The following is a 20,449-nucleotide window of genomic DNA, read 5'->3' on the forward strand; positions in this document are numbered from 1 at the left end:
CAGAGGTGAGGTCAGCGGCACGTGCTGACTTCCCGTCAGAGTTGCTCGCGGCGAATCGGAGGAGGCTGCTCGATGACCTTGCTCACTGATCGACCGTCGGCCGACGTCGAGCGCTCAGGTCGCGAACTGCTCCTCATCTGGCAGAACCCGGGAACGCGCCGCTTCGTGAAGGCAGGGCTCTTGTCGATCGCGGCCGAGGGGTATCGCTTCCGCTATGCGGAGGAGGCGAGAGCGGATCCGGAGTTCTTCCCGCTGGGCGAATTCCCGCAGCTGGACGGCGAATACCGGTCGTCGTCCATGCCGCCGTTCTTCGCCAACCGAGTGATGTCCTCGGCGAGGACCTCCTACGACGACTACCTCCGGTGGCTGGCCCTCGAGGCCGAGTCGCCCGATCTCCCCGTCGAGATCCTCGTTCGGACAGGTGCCTCGCGAGCGACCGATACCTTCCACGTCGTCGAGAAGCCGACTCGGGGAGCGCGGAGCTTCGTCAGCCGCTTCTTCGTCTCCGGCATCGGCCACCTGCCGGCTCCTACGGGCCTCGATGAAGCGCTCAGAACCGGCGATCACGTGCTCCTCGAGCAGGAGGGCGACAACGTCGTCAACGCGGATGCGCATCGCGTCGTGTCGCTGCGAGGCGTGCAGATCGGCTGGGTACCGGACTGGCTCTGCGGAGAGGTCGCCGAGCTGGCGGACGCCGGATGGCGCTTCGAGGCGATCGCCGAGAAGGTCAGCCCGGAAGCGCCTGCCCACGTGCGAGTCCTCTGCCGTTTGACGGCTCATCGCGACGCCTGACGGCGGGTCCGCCGGCCTGCCCTCCTGAACGGGGTTGGTCTCGATACGCCCCTGCGGGGCTACTCGACCAGCATGGAGGGGCAGCGGCTGCGCCCTTTCCGTCCTGGGGAATCCATGCTGATCGAGTAGCCCGCGGAGCGGGCGTATCGAGATCCACCGGCGCCTACCTCACGCCCGCGAGCCGCCGCCCGCCGCCTCCTCCGCGAGGCGCTGCAGCACGCGCTCCGACGCCGACGACATCTCGGACGGGACGTCGAGGGCGGTGAGGTACTCGACGACGGAGGTCATCTCGTGGCTGCGGCGGACGGCGTGCTTGCGGCTGCCGGTCTCGTAGCGGTCGATCTTCGCCTCGACGTCGCCGGAGAGCTGGGCGGCGATCTGCTCGCGGATCCACGGCTCGCAGCCGGCGGCGCGGCCGGCGGTGACAGCCTCGACGACGACCGCGGCGAGGCTCTTCATCAGCACGCTCCGGAGCAGCTTGCGCGAGGTCGCGACGCCGGCCGGGCCGTCGATCCGCTCGACCTCGGCGCCGAGCGCCGACAGCCACGCCTCCACGTCCGCCGCTGCGGCGCCGCTGACGATGGTCTCGGTCCGCGCGCCCTTCGCGGGCACCGGGCCGAGGATCGCGACGTCGGCGAAGCGGGCGCCCGCGGCGTCGATCACCCGCTCGACCGCCTCCATCGTGGCGGGGGAGGCGGTGGTGAAGTCGGCGTAGACGGCGCCCGCGCGCAGGTGCGGGGCGGCGTCGTCCGCGATCCGCTCGCTCAGCGACGCCGCCGTCAGCACGACGACGAGGTCGGCGGAGGAGACGGCGCCCGCCAGGTCAGCCGTCCGCTCCACCCCCTCGGGCGTGGTCGCGGCGGCCGGGTCGTAGCCCGATACCGTGTCGCCGTGGGCGGCAGCGGCCGCCGCGTAGAGGGCTCCGGCCTCTCCGAGTCCGATGAATCCGATGCGCATCGCGCGTCCTTCCTTCGCCGGACGCTCGCGCTCCGGCTGATCAGCGCTGGAGGGCGTTCGCCGCTCGGCGCAGTTCTGGCACCTGCGCCTCGAGGTGGGCGCGGGGGGTGGTCTCGAGGGGACCCGAGGCCGAGATCGCGGCGATCACGTCACCGGCAGCGTCCTGCAGAGGGACGCTCACGGCGGCGACGCCGGTCTCGCGTTCGTTGATGGAGATGTGGAAGCCGTCTCGGCGGACCTGCTCGAGCTGCTCGCGCAGCTCCCGGGTCGTGATCCGCTCGCCGGCCGCGGTGTCGGTGTCGCCGAGCCCGTCGAGGATCCGGTCGCGCTCGTCCTCGGGCAGGGCGGCCAGGATGTTCTTCCCGGCGCCGACGTGCAGCGGGAGCCGGCGGCCGAGCGGGAGCTGGTAGCGCAGCGGGTCCTGCCCGTCGACGCGGACCGTGAGGATCCGGGAGTCGCCGATCCGCACGTAGAGCGAGGCGGTCAGCCCCGTGCTCCCGGCCAGCTGCTGCAGCACCGGGCGGGCCCGGGTGCCCAGCGGATCCGCGGCCAGGTAGCTGTGCCCCATCCCCAGCGCCGCCGGGCCCAGGCGGTAGAGCCCGTTCTCGGTGGCGACGAGTCCGCGGTGCTGCAGCGAGCCGAGGATCCGCAGCACGGTCGCGTTCTGCAGTCCGGAGCCGCGGCTCAGCTCGACCAGCCGCAGCGGGGAGTCGCTGCGCTCGAGGAGCTCGAGCAGGTCGAGCGCGCGGTCGACGCTGCGCACGGTCGAGGCGGACGCGTCCGCGGGAGTCTGGGCCATGGAGCCCATTGTCCCGGGCCGTGCCGTCATGAGCGGCACCGGCGTGAGTGCTCGTCACGGCCCCGCCAGGATGCTCTTCCGGGTCGCGGTCTCCGTGGCGTGCTTGGCCTCCGCCCGCTCCAGTACGGCCTCCGCCTCGCCGCGCGGGACGACCGCGAGGCCGTCGGAGTCGCCGAGCACGAGGTCGCCGGGGGAGACCACGACCGAGCCGATCGCGACGGGCACGCCCAGCCGGAACGGCCCGTTCTTGTAGGGGCCGGCCGGGCTGACCGCGCGGGCGAAGGCGGGGAAGCCCATCTCCTCCAGGTCGTCGACGTCGCGCAGGGCGCCGTCGATCACGATGCCGACGCAGCCGACCTTGCGCAGCCGCTCGCCGATCAGCTCGCCGACGAGGGCGCGGTCCTGCACGCCGTGGCCGTTGACGACGAGGACGTCACCGGGGCTGAGCCGGCCGATCGCCTCGTGGATGCCGGCGTTGTCGCCGCCGGCGACCTCCACCGTGAAGGCGGGGCCGGCCAGGCGGGCGCCGCGCCAGACGGGGCGGATCGCGGCGTCGACGACGCCGAGGCGGTCCATCGAGTCGCCGACGTTGGCGACGGGGAGAGCGGCGAAGCGCTCGAGGAGGGATCTCGGTGTTCTCTCGTTCTCGGTCATGTCGTTCTCGTTCCGTGTCGAGGGGGCGCCGCCTAGTCGGCGGGCTTCCAGCCGTGGGCGTAGGAGAGGAGGAGCGTCCAGATGCCGAGCACGCCGGCGACGCCGAACGTCCACGGGCTGAGCGCGGCGGAGGCGTCGGCGATGAGGGTGCCGTTCACGACGATCAGGCCGGCGATCTGCAGCAGGACGAGGATCGTGCCGAGCACGAGCATCGTGACGAGGAGGACCACGAAGACCGTGGTCATCAGCGAGATGACGCGCTGACGGCCGGGGCCGTGCGGGGTGTCGCGGGGGGCGGTTTCTTCGGACATCAGTGTCTCCAGGACGAGGGCGGGAAAACGGCGGCGGGGCGGACGCGGGGGCGGGTGCGCATCAGTGCGGCACCGGCAGCCAGCCCGGCCCGATGAGGGCGGCGATGAGCAGGATCGGGAGGACGTAGAGCACGATCAGCGGGACGAACGTCTTCACCGGGTTCACCTGTGCGATGCCGGTCGCGATGTAGATCGCGGCGGCGCCGGGTGGCGAGGCGCCCTCGGTGGAGGCGGCGACGAGGACGACGCACGCCGCGAGCACGGGGTCGACGCCTGAGGCGACGAGGACGCTGAAGCCGATGCCGCCGATCGTCGCGATGGTCGCGGTCGAGCTCAGCGGACCGGCGACCAGGACGACCATCACGGCGACGATCACCGACATCACGACGGGCGAGGCGTTCAGGCCGTTGAGCACGCTGGAGAGCTGCTCCGCGAGCCCGAGCTCGGTGAGCACCGCGCCGCCGGCGAAGGCGAAGACCAGGGTCGCGCCGATGTCGCGGTAGCGGGGCGCCGTCTTCGCGACGAAGCCGTACCACTCCCGGCCCGACTTCGGCAGGCCGCGCCAGCCCAGCGCGCCGGCGAAGAGGCCGAGCAGCACGGGGATCCAGACGATGATGCTGATCGCGTCCATCACGTCCGCGCCGAGCACGCCGGTCAGCGCCTCGCCGGTGGGGCCGAGGGTGACGACGACGGGGATGATGATGCCGAGGAAGACGAGCAGCGAGGTCCAGCCGCGGCGGAACGACTTCGCGAACGGCAGGATGTCGGCGGCGGCGACCCGGCCGATCTTGTACTTCCGCACGAAGTAGAAGACGACGATCAGGCGCCAGAGGATGCACCAGCCGGCGGCGGCGAACATCGCGAGCAGCAGCTGGTCGATCGAGATGTACGGCGCGACGGTGGCGGTGCCGATCAGGATGAAGAACGAGGCGCTCGGCGGGATCACGGTGCCGTTGCCCGCATTGCCGGCGATCAGCGTCGCGGCCACGTGCGGCGGCCAGTTCGAGCGCTTCATCCACGGGATCGCGACCGAGCCCATGGTCGCCGCGTTCGCGGATCCGGAGTGCGCGACCGCGCCGAACAGCGCCGAGCCGACGGTGGCGACGTAGCCCGCGCCGCCGCGGAGGCGGCCGAGCAGCGAGTTCAGCAGGTCGACCTGCCGGTCGATCACGCCGGTGGAGGCGAGCAGGAAGCCGATGAAGGTGAAGGCCAGCGCGGCGAACACGATCTCCTGATCGAAGGCGGCCTGCATGCCGACCAGCACCAGGCGGAGGAAGTCGCCGCCGCCGAAGGCGCAGACGACCAGGAAGCCGACCACCATGGCCTCGCCGATGCCGCGCTTGAGCGCGACGCTCCAGATCACGATGACCGCGATGTACGCGATGAGGGCCCAGACAGCCAACCCCATGGGGTGTTCCTTCCGCTCGTCGTTGAGGGATGCGAAGTTCACTAGGTGAACTCAAAGTTCGTTTTGACGAGTATGGAGGGCGGGAGCGGGAGGGGTCAAGTCGGAGGGATGGCGCACTTCGCCTCCGGCACCCGGGCGATGAACGCGAAGACCGACGCCTCCTTCGACGGGAAGAGCCGGGCTCCTGGAACAAGAAGACGACCTCCGCCAGCTACAACAAGGGCGTCCGGTGGACCACCTCGGCGCTGCGCCGAGAGAAGATCCTCGAAGTCGCGGACCTCACCAGCATGGGCCGCGGACCGGCGATCATGCTCTCCTCCGGCGCCCGCGCCGCCCTGGTCGACACGGTTCCCTGGTACAACGGGCCGAAGGAGCAGGTCGCCGCGATCAACGCCTCCATCGCCGCCCACGACGCCAGCAGCGGACCAGCGAACACCGCAAACGTCTCACCCGTCGTGACGGTCATGCCTCCGCTCGAGGCTCAGCCTGCGGCGGACGTCGACGCGGACCAGAACGCGACTCTCTGGGGTGAGCGATGAGCGACGAGGACCTGTTCGACGTCGACACTGATGCGTTCTCGGCTCCGGTTCGACCCGTCAGCCTGCACCCCGTCGAGGTGGATGACGTGGATGAGGAGGAGGTTCCGGCGACGTACTTCGGGTCCGCCGACGAGTGGGTGCGCAAGTTCCTCCGGCCCTCCTATCGGCGCCGGGTGACGGCGAAGGGCCAGGCGGCGGGCGATCGGTGGGCGGCTGAGTGGTGGAGCAGCGTCGAGGCGCTGACCCGCATCGAAGCCCTCTGGCGGATGTGGGAAGAGATCCGTACCAGCGCCGGGTCACTCAGCGCGTACTGGATCAACCACCTCGACCCCCACATGCGAGTCCTGCTCTCACCCAGCGGCCCGTTCGCGACATCGACTGACGAGAACCGGCCAGGCGACCTGCTGCCCTACACCGCACCGCCCAACGGGATGTTTCCGCCCGACAAGCAGGCATGAAACGTCGCCAACGCGCACGTGGCGTCGCTGCGCACCGGCCTGCCCTCCGGCTCAGTCGGGTTCTCGGGACGGCGCAAGCGCACTGAAGGACGCGCTGGCGATGCGTGCGATCCGGGTACGAGCTGTTGATTCATCAGTGAAGGCTCGAAAGTTGAGCACGAGCACTGAGAGGGCGCCGAGGGCGGCAGTGACCGTGAGTCCTCGATCGACGTCCATCGGCGCCGGTGGAGTCGGGAGTCCGAACATCCGGAACAGAGAGTCGCCGATCGGAAGCAGCATCGTGTTGAGGGTGTCGTCATTGATAGTGGTGACGGAAGCGATCACAAGCGCTATGAATCCGGGACGCTCGAGTCCAACGCGAGTGAGCTCCTCGATCGCGCGATGATCGCGCGCAGGCCCCTCAGCGATCCCTTCAACGTCTGCCAGGGCCTGCCGCCCGAGGTCGATGCACTGGTCAATGACGCGAGTGACGAGGAGTTCCTTCGTCTCGAAGCGCGCGAACATCGCAGCTTTGGAGTAGCCGGTCGTGGCCGCGAGGGTCTGCATCGACGTGCCCTTGATTCCATGGCTGGCGAGGAGCCCGGCCGCGACGTCGAGGATCTCGCGATCGATCTCTTCCTTCGACATTCGGATGCGGGCCATGGCAGCAGTTTACAGAAATGACCGCTCTGGTCTAGCATTGACCGAAACGGTCAGCTCTCGACTCGAGAGGTTGGCGTGCGGCTGGCATGGAGAGGGCGACAGCGAATGGTCGAGGCGACCGAGAAGACGACAGCGGGGGATGACTCCGCCCGCAGTACCGCTGCAAAGGTTCTCTGGCTGATCGGGCTCACTGTCGCGCTGGCGCTCGGTGCTGTCGCCACGCTGATCGGAATCGTGTCGCTGATTCCGGGGCTGGGTCTTCTGAGCATGGCGGGGGCACTGCTAGCTCCGACCGTCGCGCCGCTGGTCGCAGTGCTGGGGCTGGTCACTCTCGCTATCGGCCTCATCGCTGTCCGCCGAGGTCTTCGGCGCAGCGGCGGTGTCACGTCGATTCTCGGCGGGATCGCTGCTGTCACGAACATCTTCGTCGTCGCGGTCATCGTCGGCGCGGTGGTCTCGGCCGGCGGTTCAGTGAACCTCTTCACCGCCACCTTCGGCCTCTCAGCGATGGGATCCTCTGCTCCCGATCGGGAAGAGGTGTACGGCGCCTCGAGCACAGGGGAAGACCTGTCCGTGTCCATCTACGAACCGGCGGCGTCAACGGGTACGGCGGCGACGATCATGTTCGTCCACGGCGGCGGCTGGATTTCGGGAGAGCCGGACACCCTCAGCTCCGAGCTGCGTACTCTCGCCGACAACGGCTATCTCGTGGTCTCGGTCGAGTACGAGCTCGCCACTGCGGAGATCGCGACATGGCAGAGCGCCCCCGCTCAGGTCGCCTGTGCCGCCACCTGGATCCAGGCGAACGCCGCTGACCTCGGGGCGGATCTCAATCGTCTCGCGTTCTGGGGTGAGAGCGCCGGCGGAAATCTCGTCATCAACACCGCTAGCGCTGCCGCCGAGGGCACGGCCGTGTCGTCCTGTGGAGGCACGGTTCCCATCCCGACGGCAGTCGTCGCCGACTTCCCAGCCGTCGACGTGACGAGCGTCTACGAGAACACCTTCGATACCGCCGGCATCAGCACCCGGAACTTCGCGACCAGCTACACCGGCGGATCGCCGGAGGAGTTCCCCGAACGCTACGCGGCAGTGAACGCTGCCACCTACCTCAACGCTGCGATTCCGCAGACGCTCGTGATGACTCCGATGCGTGATGACCTGATCGCTCCGGCCGACCAGTTCGCGTGGGCCGACGCCGCGCGTGATCTTGGAGTCGAGGTCGAGACCGTCCCGATCCCACTGGCGAATCATGCTTACCCGCAGTTCGCGAAGAACTCCCTCGGTAGCCAGGGGCACCTCAGCATCGCCGAGTCCTACCTCGCCGAACGACTCGCCTAGACCCACCCGCACATCGTCGCCACTCCACGGTGAGCGCCTCGTCACACTGGCGTGAGGAGGCGCTCACCGACTTCCGGCGATCAGCAGTTGTTTCAGCGTGCCGCGCTGGTGACCCGGGATGCTTCGCGCTCAGCGCGGGTGTTCTTCTTGCCAGCGCGAGAGCCGTTGAGCTTCGCCTTGATGTGCTCTTCGACGGTGACCGGCTCGTAGAGAGGCGTGCGTCCGTTCGCGAGGAACGAAGGAAGAGTCGGGATCACGGAATCTGCGTTGCCATCGTGGAAGAACGCGGCAGAACGGCGGCGTTCGATCGTGCCGTTCACGATCGGCGGCTTCACACGGTGGAGCGTCGACATCCACTCGTCGTTGGTCAGCCGGGCGGCGATGTCACCGAGGTTGATCAGTAAGGCTCCGTCGGCGGGCTGAACGTCGTGCCAGCCCCCGTCAGTCCCGAGCACTTGAAGGCCGGCGACTTGATCGGCCCAGAGGACGGTCACGAGCCCGAAGTCGGTGTGCTCACCCATTCCAGTCAGCTCGGCACCGAGCTCGATGTCGCCAGGCGGCAGCGCGTAGTTGTTCATTCGAAGCACGTCGATCGAGTGGTCGGTGAACGCGTCGAAGAAGGCGCGGTCGATCCCGAGCGCGTCGGCGAACACCGCGGTCAAGGCATGCGCCACGCGTCGGGACTCCGAGAAGTACGCGTCGATCCTGGCGCGGAATCCGGCCGGCACCTCCGGCCAGACCGACGCCGCATAGAGCCTTTCGTCGACTGCGGCGTGCGGGTACTCGGCGGCGGAGGTGCCGACGTTGAACGCTTCGAAGAAGTCGTTCATGCGCGTCACTGGATCGATGCCGAGGCTGTAGCTCAGGGACTCGCTCTTGGGTGGGCTGTAGCCGCGGTTCTCGTGCGAGGGGCGGACGTACTGCTTCTTCTCCGCCAGAGACAGAGCGAAAAAGCCGTCCATCGCCTGCGTCAGTCCGGTGAGCACGTCGTCGGGAACTCCGTGCCCGACGATCTGAATGAAGCCGACGGTTCTGCAAGCGTGGTCGAGAGCGGCCGCGACGGACGCCCTGTCGGCAGGAGTCCCGCCGGAAACGTACGACGAGATATCGACGGTGGGCACGGTGAAAGGCTCGGTCATGGCTGCTCCTGGGTCGGGGACGGGGGCCACGACGATAATAAGCAGCAATAAAAGTTAATCTGTGTCTATCGGATGACGATCGTGTTTCGCGGGCGTCTCGCTGCTGTGCACCAGCAGGATCGTGGCGTTCTCGTCAACGACTCGCCAGCTGTTCAGTAGCCCGCCGGGGTAGCTGATCGATTCGCCGGCGCCGACGGTCCACTCACCGTGGTCCTCGATGACGACCTGGATCGAGCCCTCGGCGACGTAGACGAGGAGTTCGCCGTCCGACTGGAAGTGCTCACCGAGATCCTCGTGGGAATGCACGCGGTACTCCGTGACCGTCGTCGATCTGCCATCACCCGAGGACAGCATGCGGCCGACCGCTGCGTTCGCCGCCTCGGAGACCGGCACCTGCGGACCCTCGTCTCTCCGCACGACATGGATGCGCGGTTGGGCGACAGCGCTCGGCACCAGCTCGGAGACCGGCACATCGAGCGCTCGAGCAAGCCGATAGAGGGTCAGGAGCGAGGGAAGGGTGCGGCCGTTCTCGATCTGGCTGAGGAACGGCTGGCTTATTCCAGCTTCCAGGGCGACCGTTCGCATGGGCAATTGACGAGCCACGCGAGCGGCGCGCACCGAGTTGCCGAGCGCCATCAGCACTGCGGCTTCGTCTACGGCCGCAGGAGTATCGGACACGTTCGACGGCATCCGCCCAGAGTAGGCCCGCACCCCTCGGTCGCCAATCAGGCCGGCGTACTCCACCCACTCCCGCACTGCACGGAGCCCGGAAGCAGCGCCTGATCGCGCCATGCGCAGAAGGGGCTCGGCGCGCTGATCGGGCAGACCCCTCACTCGAAGCGACTCGACTGATACGATTCAGTGATCCGATCCACTAGTCGACTCGAGTGCGGAGGACACGCGTTGGTAACAAGGTCACGGCGAGTGACGGCTTACGACGTCGCGGTCGCGGCGGGTGTGTCGAAGACCACGGTCAGTTATGTCCTCAACGATTCCCCGGGGCAGACCATCCCGATGACCACTCGCTCGAGGGTCCTCCAAGCCGTTCGTGACCTGGGGTATGTGCCGTCATCCACCGCGCGGGCACTGCGGACCGGGCGAGACAACAGCGTGCTGCTGGTGTTGCCGGACTGGCCGCTCTCCGGAGCGGTGTCCGCCGTGATCGAAGGGCTCCTGGATGAACTCGAAAAGCATGGTCTTGCACTGAAGACCCGCCGGGAGACCTCGTCCTCGCCGTTCCGGAACGACTGGGTGCACATCGCTCCGCAAGCTGTTGTCGCCCTGCACGAGCTCGATCCGGATCAGGAGCGGCGTCTGCGCGGGGACGGCATCCTCGTCGCTCACGCCCTTCTCGCCGCCCCGCAAGGCTCGGGGCAGTCGGCTACGTTCCCGCAGGAACGAATCGGCGGTCTCCAGGTGCAGCACCTGGTTTCCCGGGGGCGCCGGCGACTCGGCTATGTCGCTCCACGGGACGCACGGGTTGCGACCTTCTCGGGTCTTCGAGTGGACGGCGCACGAGAGACGGCGGCGGAGCTCGGCGTTGAGGATCTGCTCGTGGAGCACATCGATCCGAGCCGCGATGAGGCCACTGCGCTCCTGCGCAGGTGGACCGCTTCTGCGACGAAGGTGACAGGGATTGCTGCGTACAACGATCACTTCGCAGCTGCGCTGCTCGCCGCCGCTCGTGATCTCCGGATCGACGTGCCGGGCGACCTCTCGGTGATCGGGGTCGACAACGACCACCTCTCGGAATTCACTTCTCCGCCGTTGACCACCATCGACCAGCACTCAAATGTCGTCGCTCGTCACCTGTCCGCTCTGATCCTGGCCGGGATCGCTGGCCGACAGGGAGATGCGGGACCCAGCCAGGATCTCCTCTCCCTCGTCGTCCGCAGCTCCTCCTGAGCAGGCGCCTCTCCTCTACGAACGGACTTTCATGCCGATGCCACCCCACCGTTTCAGCGGGCTGTTCCGGTGACCTCGCTCGACAGCCGGACTCGCATCCCGTTCGGACGCTGGCTGCTCACGTACACGGCGAAAGTCGTTCTGTCGCCGACGCTCAAACCCCTGAAGCACCGCTTCAGCCCGCGAAGTATCGCGGAACCCGTCGAAGTGATGGTGCCGACCCGTCATGGAGAGGTGCGTTGCTTCATCTACTCTCCGCACCCGGATGCGCCGCTCGCGACGATCAAGCTCACCCCGCCGGTCCACATCAATATTCACGGCGGAGGGTTCATCTTCACCAACGCCCTCCAGGACGACCACATCGCCCGGTATATCGCCGCTGAGGTCGGGGCGTTCGTGGTGAGCATCGACTACAGCACCGCCCCCAACGTGCTGTTCCCCGTCGCCGAGGAGCAGTGCTTCGACGTCCTTAGTGGGCTGCCGACCGCGGAGCCGCCGATCACGGGTGGGACAGCCGCCGCATCAGCGTCGGTGGAGGAAGCGCCGGCGCCAAACTCACGCTCAACACTCTCCAGCTCGTGCGCCGCAACGGCGGCCCGACGATCAAGGCCGCGGCTCTGATCGTCCCCTTCGTCGACGCGACGCTGCCGCCGGAGAGCTATACGTCTCCCCTCGAGAAGCCCGTCATCTCACCCTTCGCGATGAGGCTGATTCTCGGCGCGTACTTCGCTGACGTCGCACGACGCCCCGACCCGCTCTGCTCGCCAGGACTTGACCCTGACCTCGCGGCCGCGATGCCTCCCACGGTCATTCTCACGGGACAGTACGACACCGTCGGCGTGCAGGGACGGGCCCTCGTCACGAAACTCCTGGACGGCGGCGCCCCCATTCTTCACCAGGACTTCGCGAAGTGCGATCATGACTGGATCGCCAACACGAAGACGCCGATCGGGGTCGTCCAGGCCAGCCTCGATCTCATCGGTCAGCACCTGCTGCGTCACCTGCGCAGCGCCGGGCCCTCAATGTCGTCCAGCTCGCAGCAGAAGTGACGAGGAGCCCCACCCTCGTTCGTGACCGGGCATGACTTCGTGGGTGACGAGGTGACAGTCGCACCACCCCCCCCCCTCGTGACCTATAGCGGAAACGTCGTTGGGTCTTTGGCGACGGAGATCTGGCAATCCGAGCGGCTCTACTTGTCTCGGCGGGGGATGATGGCGATCGATCCCGTCACGACGGAGACACGGTAGGCGCGATCGTCGGCTCGGATGGGCTGAGCGATGAGGATGACGACGAGCGCGGAGGCAGCGAAGCCGGCGCCGAGCCAGGCATTCAGCGTGTACGGAGGACCGGAGCTCAGAAGCACGCCTCCGATGCTGGACCCGAGAAGGTTCGCGAGTCCGATCGCGCTCTGAGTGAGGGCGGCCGCGAAGGCCGGCGCGAAGGGAGCTGCGTCCATGAGCCGGATCTGCAACGGCAAGATGATCAGCTGCGCTGAGACGCCGATGCCGAACGCTGCGATGAAGACGGAAGCGGGGCTGCTCATGGTCAGCGCGAAGAGGACCATCACGACGCCGGTCACCGAGAAAGCGATGACGAGCGCGCCCTTCACGGAGCGGTCCGCGATACGACCGCCGGCGACCGCTCCGATCGTCATCCCGATTCCGAAGAGCATGAGAATCCACGGAGTGGCACTCGAGGCGAGCCTTGCGTCCGACGCGATGACGGAGATGTAACCGTAGACCGAGTTGATGGACGCGAATCCGATCGCACCGATCATGATCCCGAGCTAGATCTGGGGCAGCCTGAGCGCGCGCAGGTCCTCCGACACGGGCCCGACGACACGCGAGGACGTTCGCGGGATCAGAACGACGATGGCAAGGGCGGCGGCGGTGAAGACGACGGTGATGGCGAGGAACACCGCACTCCAGCCCGCGGTTTCGCCGATGGCAGTCGCGAGCGGGACGCCGGCAATGTTCGCGATCGTCTGCCCGAGCACGACGGCGGAGGCGGCGCGTCCTCTGTGCTCCGGAGCCAGCAGCGTCATCGCGGTCGCTGCAGCGGCGCCGAAGAACGCGCCGTGGGGGAGTCCGGAGAGGAATCGGGCGAGGACGAACACCTCGAGGGTCGGGCTGGACGCGGTGAGCAGCGTCGCCACGGCGAGTAGCGCGGCCTCCACGATCAGTACGCGCTTGAGGGAGAGCCGACGCAGGAACAGGGTGAGGAGCGGTGCTCCGAGCAGCGCGCCGAAGGCGTACCCGCCGATGGCTACGCCGACTGCCTGGTCGGAGGATCCGAACGCCTCTGCAATGTTCGGCAGCAGGCCGACGACGGCGAATTCGGTGGTCCCGAGTCCGAAGGTGCCGAGCGCCAGCGCCGTCAGCGCCAGGCCGGCGGCCCCTCGGTGCGGGCTGTTGCGCTGAGAGCGGCCGGCCGCGACGTGGGGGCCGCTCATTCAGGCAGGTCCGGATTCCAGCCCATCGGCTCGACGACGTCGGGAGCGGGCGTGATCCACTCGGAGCCCAGCCAGGAGGCCATCCGACGGATGCTGCGCTGAGCGCCGATCGTCTCCGGGGTGCTCAGGTGCCCGTGAACTGTGCCCCGCTCCAGCAGCGATACGACGTCGACACCAGCGGCGGCCAGCTCGCCGGCGAAGGCGGCGCTGGAGGCGCGGAGCGTGTCGGTGTCGGAGTGGATGACGAGCGTGGGCGGGAACCCGGTCACATCGTGACCAGCTGGGAAGGCGTAGGGATCGTCGAGGGCGTCCTGGTCGCCGTCGACGTAGTTCAGAGTGATCAACCGAACGGTCTCGCGAGTCAGCGGGATGCCGGTCTGCTCTGTCTGGGCGTCGAGCTTCGCCGCCAGTTCGGGGGTGTACGGAGGAAGTTCGGGGTGCAGCAGCGGGTAGACGAGAACGAGTCGAGGAGGGAGTGCTCGCCCGGAGTCGAGGAGCCTTTTCGTCGCCGACGCGGCGATGGTGCCGCCCGCGCTGGCTCCGCCGAGCGCCCAGCCGACGGGGCTGAGAGCGCGCAGCTCCGTGTCGGCCCAGGCGAGAACGGTCTCCGCTTCCGTGCGAGCGACGGGGTAGAAGGAGGTTCCACGCCCCTCGGGCGCACCGATTTCCAGAGCCCAAGCGGGGACGGGGGTGAGACGGTAGTCGACGGCAACGACAGCGATCCCGACTTCGGCGAGGCTGCGTGCGACCCAGTCGCTTTCGGGCTCGTCGAGGGTTCCGTAGGCGTAAGCGCCGCCATGGCACCAGACGAGACCACGAGGGTTGGACGTCCGCTGGTGGGCCGGGTGGTAGATGCGGACCGGGATGTCTCCGTGTGGTCCTGGGATGAGAAGGTCCTCCGTGAGGGTGGCGGAAGAGGTGATGTCGTCGGATGTCATGGCGATGTCCTTTGCGGTGAGGAGGCGGTCAGCGAGAGAGCGCTGCGCGCAGCTTCTCGGCGATGTCGGTCGTGTCGCCGGGGATGCTCTTGAGGATCTCCTCGAGCGTCTGTTCGGGCGAAGTGGCGACCTGGTCCAGTTCGATGCCGGGGAACTGCGCCTGCACAAGGGTGCTCACGGTCTTGCGGCCTCTCGGGTCCGACTGAATCTCCCGCAGCGACGAGCCAAGGTGCAGGTGCGCTCGCTGGCCGTATCCGGTCGGCAGGTCGTACGTCCAGGAGTGGGTGCCGGCGCCCACGCTGAAAGGCTCAGGGGCGGTGGCGAAAGGCAGCTCGACGCTCGCGCGCGTTCCCTCCGGAATGACGGCGTCGACGGTGATGGTGCCGTCGTGGAGATACCAGGAGACCGCGGCCTTGCCTCGAGGACTGTCGTGCACAGCGGAGGCGGACGTGAGGCCTCCGCCGGGTCGCGGTGCGATGGCGAGCGCGGCCCAGCCCGGCTCGGTACGGGCGAGTCCGGCGACGACACGGTGCAGCCAGTCGGCGACCGCGCCGAGCGCATAGTGGTTCAGCGACGTCATTCCCGTGGAGTTCAGTGTCCCGTCGGGAAGGACGGAGTCCCACCGCTCCCAGATGGTCGTCGCGCCCTTGAGAACGGGGTAGAGGTAGGAGGGCGCCTGCTCTTGCAGCAGCATCTCGTAGGCGTCGTCGAGGTAGCCCGTCGAGGAGAGGGCGTCGGTGACGAGGGGAGTGCCCGCGAAGCCGGTGGAGATGCGATGCCCGACGCCGGTGACGATGTCGGACAGGCGACGGCCGGCAGTGGTTCGCTGGTCGCCGTCGAGCAGGTCGAACACGATCACGAGCGCATAGGCCGTGGCGCTCTCGTTGACGACGCGGCCGGAGCCGGTGACGTACTCGTGGCGGAACGCTTCGCGCACGCGGGTAGCGAGCTCGAAGAAGTGCTGGGCGTCGGCGTTCTCTCCGAGCAGCGCAGCGGTCTCGGCGAGCTCCCGCGTGGTCTTGCAGAGGAATGCGCAGGCGACGAGGTGCGCGTCGGTCTTGCCAGCCGAGGGGCTGGAGGCGGGGGCATCCGGGTCCAGCCAGTCGCCGAACTGGAATCCGCGGTTCCAGAGGCCGCGCGGGTCGAGGTCCGCTTCGATCCTTCGCATCAGAGTGGTCATGCCGGGGTAGGCGCGGCGGAGGATGTCGACGTTGCCGGATTCGAGGTAGAGCTGCCAGGGCAGGCTCACGACGACATCGCTCCAGAGAGCGGTGGGGGTCATCGGCGTGCTGCCGACCATGGGGACGTACCAGGGGACGTCGCCGAAGGCTCGCTGCTCAGCCCAGACGTCCTCGAGCCAGGATTCGAGGACCGGCTGCGCGTTGTAGAGGAACGTGGCGGTGGGGGCGAAGGCGTTGATGTCGCCGGTCCAGCCGAGTCGCTCGTCGCGTTGGGGACAGTCCGTGGGCAGTCCGACGAAGTTGTCGCGCATCGACCAGACCACGTTCTCGTGCAGCTTCGTGACGCGCGGGTCGGAGGATTGGAACCATCCGGTGCGCGTCATGTCGCTGTGCACGACCACGGCGCGGATGGCGTCGATGTCGAGCCGGCCGGGCCAACCACTGATTTCGACGTAACGGAAGCCGTGGAAGGTGGTGCGAGGCTCCCAGGTCTCCTCGCCATCACCCCGGAGCGTGTAGGTGTCGGTCGCGCGGGCGGTGCGGTTGCTCTCGACTTCGATTCCTCCGTCGGGACGCTGGAGCTCGGCGAATCGCAGAGTGATCTTTCGTCCGGTGGGCCCGGTCACCCGCAGGCGCACCCACCCGGAGATGTTCTGGCCGAAGTCGATGACGAATCGGTCCTCGTCATCCGCGTGGATCTCCCGAGGCGAGAGCTCCTCGATGGGGCGAATCGGCGGCGCGGTGCGGGGAGCGAGCGAGCTGAGGTCCCATTCGAGCGGAAGAGCCGTCATCCACGCGCTGTCATCGAAGCCGGGAAGCAGCCAGCCGTGCGGCTCGAGGCGGGCGTCGAAGTCCTCGCCGTAGTAGATCCCGTTGCCTCGCAGCCCACCGGTCGAGACCCGGAACTGACAGTCCGTTCCGACGGTCTCGACGTGATCGGAGTACTCGAGGGTCAGCAGGGCGTAGAAGGCGGGCCGGTCGCTGTAGACGTGGCGGAGGTTGTCCCAGCTCAGCTCGCCGACAGCCCATCCCTCGCCGACAACGCCGGCGAGGACGTTGTCGCCTTCGCTGATCTGCGCGGTGACGTCGACAGTGCTCGTGAGCAAGCGGTGCCGGTAGGACGTCCAGCCCGGCGCGAGAGCTTCGTCGCTGAGCCGTTCGCCGTTGAGATACGGAGTGACCACGCCGAGGGCGGTCACCGTCAGTTCGGCCCGGACGATTCCGCGTGCGACAGCGAACTCTCGTCGGAAGTACGGTGCGGCGTCACCCTTCGCAGAGGGCGCTCCCGCGCTGATGAGCTGGGCGGATGAGCGGGTCATGGTCGTTCCCTGTCCTTGCTGATGGTCGAGGTGCATCGCAGTGAGGTCGCTCCGCGACGATGTCGGCACACCTCCAACTGATTCGATTCAGTGGATCGGTTCAGTGAATCAGTCGGTCAGAATTGAGTCAAGAGAGCCGCAGCTTCGAAGGGCCCGGGAGCTCCTGATCGCTGCGCGGCTGCGTCACTGGATCGCGTGCTGCCGAGGAAGTGGCGTGGCGGGGCCTGGTTAAGGTGGCAAGGGATGTCGCGCTGGCGGCGGGAAGAGAGCGACCATGACTCAGCGGCGGCGGCGAGTAACGGCGTTGGACGTCGCTCGTGAAGCGGGGGTCTCGAAGACAACGGTCAGTTATGTCCTGAACGACACTCCTCATCAGACGATTCCGGCCGAGACGCGCGATCGCGTTCTGGCCGCGGTGCGCACTTTGAACTACACGCCGTCCTCGTTGGCGCGGGCGCTGAGGAAGGGGCGCAGCGATGTCGTGCTGCTGGTGCTGCCTGATTGGCCTCTCGGTCGTGTCGTGTCCCGCATCATCGATGCGATGACGGCGGAGCTCGATAAGAGCGGGCTCTCGTTGATGACCCGCCGGGAGCGGGAAGGGGAGCCTCTCGCCGCGCTCTGGCAGGAGACCGCTCCCGCCGCAGTCGTCGCTTTCCATGTGATCGCGGAGGAGGATCGTCAGGCTTTGAGCGACGCCGGCGTCTACGCGGCTACGGCGATCCTCGCGGAAGAGGAGTCCACCGACGAGGCCGTCGACCTACCGCAGGAAACGATCGGAGTGCTGCAGGTGCGGCACCTGGCCGCGAACGGCCACGACATCATCGGCTACGCCTCCGTGCGGGATCCTCGGGTAAGAACGTTCCGGGATCTGCGTCTTCGGGGAGTCCGGCGCGCATGCGCGGAGCTGGGCTTGGAGGAGCCGGTGGTGATCGATCTAGACGCGGAGCTCGATCCGGCGATCGACGCCGTCCGGATGTGGCGGGGCTCCGCGAAGCCGGTGACCGGCATCGCGGCCTACAACGATGAGCTGGCGGCCGCGGTGCTAGCGGCGATGCGCGCCCTCGACCTGAGCGCGCCGACGGATCTTGCGGTGATCGGCGTCGACGACGAGCCTCTCGCGCGGTTCGCCTGCCCGCCCCTGAGCACCGTCAAGCAGGACGAGGTCATGATCGCCGCGCATCTCGCGCACGGGATCGTCGAGGGCATCGCCGGCAGACCGACCAGGCCTCTCGGGTCGGAGGCGATCAGCCTCGTCGTCCGCGAGTCGGCCTGATCCCCGGTCGGCGACAGGCGCCACCGACCGGAGGATCGTGTTCGCTCGTCAGCGGGTCGGGGTGGTCTCGAGGGACGTGAGCAGCTGCTGGACGATGTCGGCGCCGTCCGCGGTGCCGGCGATCGAGACGACGGTCGGGAGCGGCATCGACTCCGCGATCCGGAGTGTCTCCGGGTCATCCAGCAGCGCGGCGCCCGGGCCCAGTGTCCCGAGCAGCTCGGCGAAGGCGGCGGAACCGGTGGGGTGCGTCATCCACTCCTTCAACGAGGAGGACAGGGTGAGCTCCCGCACGGGGACCGGCACCTCGAGGACGATCTGCTCGCGTGCGCGGAGGTCGCGGGAGGACGCTCCGACCTCGATCGTGAAGGCGCCCGGCTCCACCAGCCAGCCCTCCTCGCTCCAGAAGGCGAATGCGCGCTCGCCGAGCGCGAAGCGCACGCGCTGGGACTCCCCGGGTGCGAGCTGTATCTTCTCGAACGCGCGCAACTCGCGGCCGGGGCGGTCGACGCTCGCGTCGGGATCACCGACGTAGAGCTGCACGACCTCGGAGCCTGTCCTCGCACCGGTATTGGTCACCGTGATCTCCACCTCGGCTGCGGCGACGCTCGCATCGGCGATGTGCACGGCGAGGTCGGTGTAGCTGTAGGAGGTGTAGCCGAGTCCGTGTCCGAAGGGGAAGGCGACGTCGCGGTCGGTGAGGTCGTACCAGCGGTACCCCACGTAGATCCGCTCGCCGTAGAGCACGTGGCCGTTCGCGCCCGGCCAATTGCCGATCGCGGGGGTGTCGGTGAGGCGGTGGGGGATTGTCTCGGCGAGCCGGCCTCCCGGCTCGGAGTCTCCGAAGAGGACGTCGCAGGCAGCGGATCCGGAGGCCTGACCGCCCAGCCACATCTCGAGGACCGCCGGGACGCTGCCGGCGATGCCCTCGAGCGACACGACGGAACCGTTGCTGAGAACGACGACGGTCGACGCGTTCACGCCGCGGATCCGCTCGAGCAGCGCGAGCTGATCCGCAGGAAGGCGGAGGTGGGTGCGGTCGAACCCTTCGGACTCGGCGGAGTCGGGCAGACCGAGGAACAGGACGACGACGTCCGCCTTCTCCGCCGCCGCAACGGCGGCCGATGCGAGCTCCTCCGTCTGCTCGGAAGTGGTCTTCTCAAGCGTGAAGCCGGCCTCGAAGGCGACCTCCCGCTGGGTGCGGGCCCGGATCGCGGTCAGCGCGTCGTCGAGCCGGGTGGGGTTGATGTGGGAGCTGCCGGCGCCCTGGTACCGGGGCGTGCGCGCGAACTCACCGATGACCGCGATGCTCCCGGTACCGGCTGCGTCCAGGGGGAGGAGGCCGGTGTCGTTCGCGAGCAGCACGGCCCCTGCGGCCGCGGCGCGGCGCGCGAGCTGGTGGTGCGCGTCCAGGTCGAGGGCGGTTTGCGTCTCGCGGCGGGCGCGCAGTGCGTCGTTGACGGTGAGGATGCGCGACACGGCGGCATCGAGGAGGGCCTCGTCGAGCTCTCCGCCGTCGACGGCGGCCGCGATCGCGGTCGGGCCGCGGTCCCCTGTGGAGGGCATTTCGAGGTCGTTCCCGGCAGCGACTGCAGCGACGGGGTCGACGACTCCACCCCAGTCGGACACGACGAAGCCCTCGAAGCCCCACTCCTCGCGGAGCAGGTCGGTGAGCAGCCGGGTGTTCTGCGACGCGTGCACGCCGTTGATGCGGTTGTAGGAGCTCATCACCGTGGCCGGCCGGGAGCGGGTGACGACGGTCTCGAAGGCCGGAAGGTAGATCTCGCGGAGGGTGCGCTCGTCCACGTCCGCGCTGATGCGCATCCGGTCGGACTCCTGGTTGTTGGCGGCGAAGTGCTTCACCGAGACGCCGACACCGCGCGACTGGACACCGTCCGTCCACGCCGCGCCGAGGGCGCCCGAGAGGAAGGGGTCCTCGGAGAGGTACTCGAAGTTCCGGCCGCACAGGGGGGAGCGCTTGATGTTGACGCCCGGCCCGAGAAGGATGTCGACTCCGAGCGCGCGGGCCTCCCGGCCCAGCGCCTCGCCGACCCGCGTCGCGAGCTCCCTGTCCCAGGAGGATCCGAGCGAGGACGCCGTGGGGAATGCGGTCGCCGGCACGCTCGCGTTCAGCCCGAGGTGGTCGGTGCCGGCGGGCTGGAACCGGACTCCGTGGGGACCGTCCGACAGAGTCAGGGCCTCGATGCCGAGGCGCTCGATCGCCGTGGTGGTCCAGAACGTGGCACCGGAGACGAGAGCAGCTTTCTCGGCCAGGGTCAGACGCGAGACGAGGGGATGGGTCATCGGACGGTTCCTTCGAAAGTGAGGCAGAGGCGACGCGGGGGAT

At 68.3% G+C, this 20,449-nt stretch carries 19 protein-coding genes and 1 pseudogene; 7 read left to right on the plus strand and 13 right to left on the minus strand.

The window, feature by feature from the left end:
- Positions 1-72 precede the first annotated feature (72 nt).
- The gene (locus HQQ86_RS15640) at positions 73-792 is read left to right on the plus strand and encodes an HIRAN domain-containing protein (RefSeq protein WP_173289168.1); all 720 of its coding nucleotides are present in this window, start codon (positions 73-75) and stop codon (positions 790-792) included.
- A 168-nt stretch (positions 793-960) separates the two neighbouring features.
- Here HQQ86_RS15640 and HQQ86_RS15645 read toward each other — a convergent pair whose 3' ends face one another.
- From HQQ86_RS15645 to HQQ86_RS15665, 5 genes are all read right to left on the minus strand, one after another.
- Positions 961-1,749, minus strand: coding sequence for an NAD(P)-dependent oxidoreductase (locus HQQ86_RS15645; RefSeq protein ID WP_173289169.1), 789 nt, complete (start codon positions 1,747-1,749; stop codon positions 961-963).
- A 40-nt stretch (positions 1,750-1,789) separates the two neighbouring features.
- Positions 1,790-2,548: an IclR family transcriptional regulator gene (locus HQQ86_RS15650; RefSeq protein WP_173289170.1), complete on the minus strand. Its 759-nt coding sequence runs from the start codon at positions 2,546-2,548 to the stop codon at positions 1,790-1,792.
- 54 nt (positions 2,549-2,602) lie between these two features.
- Positions 2,603-3,202, minus strand: coding sequence for a methyltransferase (locus tag HQQ86_RS15655; RefSeq protein ID WP_173289171.1), 600 nt, complete (start codon positions 3,200-3,202; stop codon positions 2,603-2,605).
- A gap of 32 nt (positions 3,203-3,234) precedes the next feature.
- Positions 3,235-3,513, minus strand: a complete 279-nt coding sequence (locus HQQ86_RS15660) for a hypothetical protein (protein WP_173289172.1) — start codon at positions 3,511-3,513, stop codon at positions 3,235-3,237.
- A gap of 61 nt (positions 3,514-3,574) precedes the next feature.
- Positions 3,575-4,921, minus strand: coding sequence for a TRAP transporter large permease subunit (locus tag HQQ86_RS15665; protein ID WP_173289173.1), 1,347 nt, complete (start codon positions 4,919-4,921; stop codon positions 3,575-3,577).
- Positions 4,922-5,208: 287 nt separating this feature from the next.
- Between HQQ86_RS15665 and HQQ86_RS15670 the strand changes: the two genes are divergently transcribed.
- Together HQQ86_RS15670 and HQQ86_RS15675 are read left to right on the plus strand one after the other, a co-directional pair.
- Positions 5,209-5,460, plus strand: a complete 252-nt coding sequence (locus tag HQQ86_RS15670) for a hypothetical protein (RefSeq protein ID WP_173289174.1) — start codon at positions 5,209-5,211, stop codon at positions 5,458-5,460.
- Positions 5,457-5,918, plus strand: coding sequence for a DUF4913 domain-containing protein (locus tag HQQ86_RS15675; RefSeq protein ID WP_173289175.1), 462 nt, complete (start codon positions 5,457-5,459; stop codon positions 5,916-5,918). The genes HQQ86_RS15670 and HQQ86_RS15675 overlap by 4 nt, the downstream gene beginning before the upstream one ends.
- A 51-nt stretch (positions 5,919-5,969) precedes the next feature.
- On the opposite strand, the gene HQQ86_RS15680 is transcribed toward HQQ86_RS15675, so the two are convergent.
- Entirely contained in the window at positions 5,970-6,560 is a 591-nt protein-coding gene (locus HQQ86_RS15680; protein ID WP_173289176.1) for a TetR/AcrR family transcriptional regulator, read from the minus strand.
- A 105-nt stretch (positions 6,561-6,665) separates the two neighbouring features.
- On the opposite strand from HQQ86_RS15680, the gene HQQ86_RS15685 reads away from it, so the two are divergent.
- Positions 6,666-7,898 carry an alpha/beta hydrolase gene (locus HQQ86_RS15685; RefSeq protein ID WP_173289177.1) on the plus strand — a complete coding sequence of 411 codons (1,233 nt, stop codon included), beginning with the start codon at positions 6,666-6,668 and terminating at the stop codon, positions 7,896-7,898.
- Between the two features lie 92 nt (positions 7,899-7,990).
- Here the strand turns inward: HQQ86_RS15685 and HQQ86_RS15690 are convergent, their stop codons facing one another.
- Positions 7,991-9,037, minus strand: coding sequence for an isopenicillin N synthase family oxygenase (locus tag HQQ86_RS15690; RefSeq protein ID WP_173289178.1), 1,047 nt, complete (start codon positions 9,035-9,037; stop codon positions 7,991-7,993).
- Positions 9,038-9,091: 54 nt separating this feature from the next.
- Entirely contained in the window at positions 9,092-9,727 is a 636-nt protein-coding gene (locus HQQ86_RS15695; protein ID WP_173289179.1) for a helix-turn-helix domain-containing protein, read from the minus strand.
- 234 nt (positions 9,728-9,961) lie between these two features.
- Between HQQ86_RS15695 and HQQ86_RS15700 the strand changes: the two genes are divergently transcribed.
- Positions 9,962-10,942 carry a LacI family DNA-binding transcriptional regulator gene (locus tag HQQ86_RS15700; protein WP_173289180.1) on the plus strand — a complete coding sequence of 327 codons (981 nt, stop codon included), beginning with the start codon at positions 9,962-9,964 and terminating at the stop codon, positions 10,940-10,942.
- Positions 10,943-11,152: 210 nt separating this feature from the next.
- A pseudogene (locus HQQ86_RS21835) lies at positions 11,153-11,991 on the plus strand (alpha/beta hydrolase fold domain-containing protein).
- Positions 11,992-12,131: 140 nt separating this feature from the next.
- Here the strand turns inward: HQQ86_RS21835 and HQQ86_RS15715 are convergent.
- The 4 genes from HQQ86_RS15715 to HQQ86_RS15730 are packed head-to-tail and all read right to left on the minus strand — an operon-like array spanning position 12,132 to position 16,868.
- Positions 12,132-12,719: an MFS transporter gene (locus HQQ86_RS15715; protein WP_173289182.1), complete on the minus strand. Its 588-nt coding sequence runs from the start codon at positions 12,717-12,719 to the stop codon at positions 12,132-12,134.
- A 9-nt stretch (positions 12,720-12,728) separates the two neighbouring features.
- Entirely contained in the window at positions 12,729-13,394 is a 666-nt protein-coding gene (locus HQQ86_RS15720) for an MFS transporter (RefSeq protein ID WP_173289183.1), read from the minus strand.
- On the minus strand, positions 13,391-14,332 hold the full coding sequence (locus HQQ86_RS15725) for an alpha/beta hydrolase (RefSeq protein ID WP_173289184.1): 942 nt from the start codon (positions 14,330-14,332) through the stop codon (positions 13,391-13,393). Before HQQ86_RS15725 ends, HQQ86_RS15720 begins: the two co-directional genes overlap by 4 nt.
- Positions 14,333-14,360: 28 nt before the next feature.
- Entirely contained in the window at positions 14,361-16,868 is a 2,508-nt protein-coding gene (locus tag HQQ86_RS15730) for a family 78 glycoside hydrolase catalytic domain (protein WP_367948683.1), read from the minus strand.
- 238 nt (positions 16,869-17,106) lie between these two features.
- On the opposite strand from HQQ86_RS15730, the gene HQQ86_RS15735 reads away from it, so the two are divergent.
- Positions 17,107-18,105 (plus strand): LacI family DNA-binding transcriptional regulator, encoded by a 999-nt coding sequence (locus HQQ86_RS15735; RefSeq protein WP_173289186.1) that lies wholly within the window; start codon positions 17,107-17,109, stop codon positions 18,103-18,105.
- A gap of 48 nt (positions 18,106-18,153) precedes the next feature.
- On the opposite strand, the gene HQQ86_RS15740 is transcribed toward HQQ86_RS15735, so the two are convergent.
- Positions 18,154-20,406, minus strand: coding sequence for a glycoside hydrolase family 3 C-terminal domain-containing protein (locus HQQ86_RS15740; RefSeq protein ID WP_173289187.1), 2,253 nt, complete (start codon positions 20,404-20,406; stop codon positions 18,154-18,156).
- Positions 20,407-20,449: the final 43 nt, after the last annotated feature.

It is taken from the genome of Rathayibacter sp. VKM Ac-2857 (genome assembly GCF_013205025.1).
Classification (GTDB): domain Bacteria; phylum Actinomycetota; class Actinomycetes; order Actinomycetales; family Microbacteriaceae; genus Rathayibacter.

What these genes read in the sequence shown, in the direction of transcription:
- HQQ86_RS15640 (WP_173289168.1), top strand. Translation starts at nt 73, where the DNA reads ATGACCTTGCTCACTGATCGACCGTCGGCCGACGTCGAGCGCTCAGGT.
- HQQ86_RS15655 (WP_173289171.1), bottom strand. Translation starts at nt 3,202, where the DNA reads ATGACCGAGAACGAGAGAACACCGAGATCCCTCCTCGAGCGCTTCGCC.
- HQQ86_RS15680 (WP_173289176.1), bottom strand. Translation starts at nt 6,560, where the DNA reads ATGGCCCGCATCCGAATGTCGAAGGAAGAGATCGATCGCGAGATCCTC.
- HQQ86_RS15660 (WP_173289172.1), bottom strand. Translation starts at nt 3,513, where the DNA reads ATGTCCGAAGAAACCGCCCCCCGCGACACCCCGCACGGCCCCGGCCGT.
- HQQ86_RS15715 (WP_173289182.1), bottom strand. Translation starts at nt 12,719, where the DNA reads ATGATCGGTGCGATCGGATTCGCGTCCATCAACTCGGTCTACGGTTAC.
- HQQ86_RS15650 (WP_173289170.1), bottom strand. Translation starts at nt 2,548, where the DNA reads ATGGCCCAGACTCCCGCGGACGCGTCCGCCTCGACCGTGCGCAGCGTC.
- HQQ86_RS15720 (WP_173289183.1), bottom strand. Translation starts at nt 13,394, where the DNA reads ATGAGCGGCCCCCACGTCGCGGCCGGCCGCTCTCAGCGCAACAGCCCG.
- HQQ86_RS15740 (WP_173289187.1), bottom strand. Translation starts at nt 20,406, where the DNA reads ATGACCCATCCCCTCGTCTCGCGTCTGACCCTGGCCGAGAAAGCTGCT.
- HQQ86_RS15730 (WP_367948683.1), bottom strand. Translation starts at nt 16,868, where the DNA reads ATGCACCTCGACCATCAGCAAGGACAGGGAACGACCATGACCCGCTCA.
- HQQ86_RS15670 (WP_173289174.1), top strand. Translation starts at nt 5,209, where the DNA reads ATGGGCCGCGGACCGGCGATCATGCTCTCCTCCGGCGCCCGCGCCGCC.
- HQQ86_RS15735 (WP_173289186.1), top strand. Translation starts at nt 17,107, where the DNA reads ATGACTCAGCGGCGGCGGCGAGTAACGGCGTTGGACGTCGCTCGTGAA.
- HQQ86_RS15665 (WP_173289173.1), bottom strand. Translation starts at nt 4,921, where the DNA reads ATGGGGTTGGCTGTCTGGGCCCTCATCGCGTACATCGCGGTCATCGTG.
- HQQ86_RS15695 (WP_173289179.1), bottom strand. Translation starts at nt 9,727, where the DNA reads ATGCCGTCGAACGTGTCCGATACTCCTGCGGCCGTAGACGAAGCCGCA.
- HQQ86_RS15690 (WP_173289178.1), bottom strand. Translation starts at nt 9,037, where the DNA reads ATGACCGAGCCTTTCACCGTGCCCACCGTCGATATCTCGTCGTACGTT.
- HQQ86_RS15645 (WP_173289169.1), bottom strand. Translation starts at nt 1,749, where the DNA reads ATGCGCATCGGATTCATCGGACTCGGAGAGGCCGGAGCCCTCTACGCG.
- HQQ86_RS15685 (WP_173289177.1), top strand. Translation starts at nt 6,666, where the DNA reads ATGGTCGAGGCGACCGAGAAGACGACAGCGGGGGATGACTCCGCCCGC.
- HQQ86_RS15725 (WP_173289184.1), bottom strand. Translation starts at nt 14,332, where the DNA reads ATGACATCCGACGACATCACCTCTTCCGCCACCCTCACGGAGGACCTT.
- HQQ86_RS15675 (WP_173289175.1), top strand. Translation starts at nt 5,457, where the DNA reads ATGAGCGACGAGGACCTGTTCGACGTCGACACTGATGCGTTCTCGGCT.